At 63.1% G+C, this 2,555-nt stretch carries 4 protein-coding genes; all 4 read right to left on the reverse strand.

What is annotated here, in order from left to right:
- A partial coding sequence (locus VFW45_07530; GenBank protein HEU5180627.1) for a hypothetical protein occupies positions 1-471 on the reverse strand: 471 nt, incomplete at its 3' end.
- Between the two features lie 203 nt (positions 472-674).
- Positions 675-1,346: a PDZ domain-containing protein gene (locus VFW45_07535; GenBank protein ID HEU5180628.1), complete on the reverse strand. Its 672-nt coding sequence runs from the start codon at positions 1,344-1,346 to the stop codon at positions 675-677.
- 106 nt (positions 1,347-1,452) lie between these two features.
- On the reverse strand, positions 1,453-1,731 hold the full coding sequence (locus VFW45_07540; GenBank protein ID HEU5180629.1) for a hypothetical protein: 279 nt from the start codon (positions 1,729-1,731) through the stop codon (positions 1,453-1,455).
- 209 nt (positions 1,732-1,940) lie between these two features.
- Positions 1,941-2,555, reverse strand: a 615-nt coding sequence (locus tag VFW45_07545) for a hypothetical protein (protein HEU5180630.1), incomplete at its 5' end; no start/stop codon positions are given.

The following is a 2,555-nucleotide window of genomic DNA, read 5'->3' on the forward strand; positions in this document are numbered from 1 at the left end:
GTCATCGATCAGCTTGGTCTCGTTCACCACGTCGACCGTGTTCACCTCCGTGGCGCTCCGGTATTCCCAGTGGTTGCCCACCCGGAGAGGGAAATAGGGATTCGGATTGGAAGGACGCGCCGGATTGTCGAAAAGGTTCGGCGAGATCTCGGGATCGTAACGGGCCTCCCCGAGCACGCCGCACGCTGCCAGACGGGTGTCGTGCTGGTCCAGGCAAAGCTGCGACGCCTCATCCTGGGAGGCCGCCAGGTCGTCGAAGCAGGCCTGCTGATCCGGCGCCTCGCTGACATTGATGCAGATCGCTTTTCCCACGGCGCCGTCACCCACCACGCCCGCCTTGCAGGCGTCGAGCAACAGGTCTGCCGTCTGGGTGCAATAGCCAGCCGCACGGGCGTTGCCTGCCCCCACGAGAGTCCCGCACAGAAGCACGGTGACAAGGAGAAACACCCTCAACACGAAACGGTTATTCATTGTAATCACGCCTCCTCGAGTCGTCCCATCGCAAAAAACTCCTGCGAGTTGGACGCGAGGGCCGGCGCAGATCCTTCGGCCCCTGCTGCTTTTTTTGCTTATGGGAGAATGCCTGGCGCTGGCGGAGGGAGCAGAATTCGAACCCGGGGCTTTCGCCTCTTGGTTCAGCGGATTTCAGCCTCTGCGGCCTTGTCGGGTTGCTGTTACTGCCCCTCTTCCAGGGGGCGCTTGACGGCTGCCAGGAAGACCTGTCTTTGCTCCCAGGTATTGCTGCCGTTCTCGGCCGACTTGAGCCGCTGGACCGACAGCGGCGTGCTCGTGGGCCCGTTCAACCACTGGTCGATCAGCATGTCGAATTCCACGACGTGATCGAGATCGGCAGCTCGTTCTCCCGACCCCAGCTGATGCAGGAAGTCGCCCGGCCGCAGGCCCATCGCCTGCGCGAGACCGCCGGGGAGGACCGACTCGACATAGAAAACCTGCGAGGAGGCGAAGCCGATGCGATCATCGGGTGACGGAAGGTGCACGAACAGATGCCGTCCGGCCTGTTCCGACTCCAGCGCGGAGCGCACCTCGAGGCTCGCCACTCCCCACAGAGCGCGCTCGCGAATCTGCGCCCGAAACTCCGCGGCATCTCCGTAAGACCGCATTCCATGCCCATTCACGGAGGTGATCACATCGCCCGCGCGCAATCCTGCGGCGTCGGCGATCGAGCCGGGAAAGACCTCCAGAACCACGAGCGCCGGGTACGCTGCCGCGTCGAGGCGCTTCTCGAAGGCCTCAGGAGCCTTCCGACAGGAGTCGCCCGAAAAAGCGGGAGCGTTCATAGCCAGCACCGGCAGCGCCACGAGCACGAGAGCTGGTAACCGCTTCATCGAAATACCCTCCAATAACCAAGGTCAGCCTTTAAACGGAACAAGATCCGGCATCAGGCGATCCATCTTCCCATACCCGCCGGCCAGGTCTGGCATGGCGATCCGTTCACACACCGGCCGAGCAGGTCTGGCAGACGGTGCCGTAGGGAAAAACGCACTCGTTGCAGCAGGAGCCCGGCTGGCTGCTGTCGACGCACTCCTTCGACGGGCCGCACACATGGTAGTAACGGTTCGTGCAGTGGATCGTCTCAGGATCCGCGGCCGAGGAGCCGGCGCCGGAAATCGTGCGCTTCCGCATCGGGACATCGGGGCCGACGTCGAGAGCAACCGCGAAGCTGGACAGGAGAACGAGGACCGAGGCGAGGAGGAGGAACCTGGATCTCATGGCGGCCTCCAAAATTTGTAACCCCGCCGTTACGTTAGGTTCCGGTCCCATGCCTGTCAAGGAACGCTGCATCCTGTCGACGTGTCCTTCCTGGGCTCTGATCCGCTCGATGGCAGTCTGGAAGCGGGTTTTGCCGGAACCGCCGCTTGCGCAAACAAATTTCACAACGCGTGTGCTTTTGGGGCCTTTTATGAGCGACAGGGCGGGGATCAGATCCAGTGCGAGGCCCGGAGGGTGCCGATCACGTCCTGGACAAAAATCGAGGCACCCTTGCGCAGCTCGTCCAGCTTGTGCGGACCGGAACGACCGCTCCACACACGCGGCGGAGTCCCGATAGACCAGAGTGTGACCTCCACGCCAAATAACTTGGACTTGGTCTTCTTCAGCGGCAGCGTCGCTTGAATCAAGTCCCTGAGGGTGCCGGCGCCTTCGGACTCTTGCTGCCACTCCGCCCCCCAGGTGGCTTCATCGCGCTTTTCGAGTGGGACGGCCCGGAAGCTGAGGGCCGCATCGATCTTCAGCGCCTCGATCCGCTGAAGCATTTCCTCCCGGCTCACGGGGGCCGTCAGGTCCGGCACCAGCGAGTAGCTCGTCACGGCCTCGATGCCCTGTACCCGCAGAAGCGTGACCACCTTGTCCTCGAAACGGTGACGGAGCTCGCGATCATCGGTGATTCCAACCGCCACGATCTTGTGGAACCTCTGGCCGGTGTCCTCCGGTGAGCTCCACTGCGCAACGAGGCGCGGCGGCGGAGCCGCCCCCATCAGCGTTGCGACCAGCAACGCCAGGACAATGATAGCGACAGGACGGCGCATCATGAGTCT

Source organism: Candidatus Polarisedimenticolia bacterium, assembly GCA_035764505.1.
Classification (GTDB): Bacteria; Acidobacteriota; Polarisedimenticolia; order Gp22-AA2; family AA152; genus AA152.

What these genes read in the sequence shown, in the direction of transcription:
- VFW45_07535 (HEU5180628.1), bottom strand. Translation starts at nt 1,346, where the DNA reads ATGAAGCGGTTACCAGCTCTCGTGCTCGTGGCGCTGCCGGTGCTGGCT.
- VFW45_07540 (HEU5180629.1), bottom strand. Translation starts at nt 1,731, where the DNA reads ATGAGATCCAGGTTCCTCCTCCTCGCCTCGGTCCTCGTTCTCCTGTCC.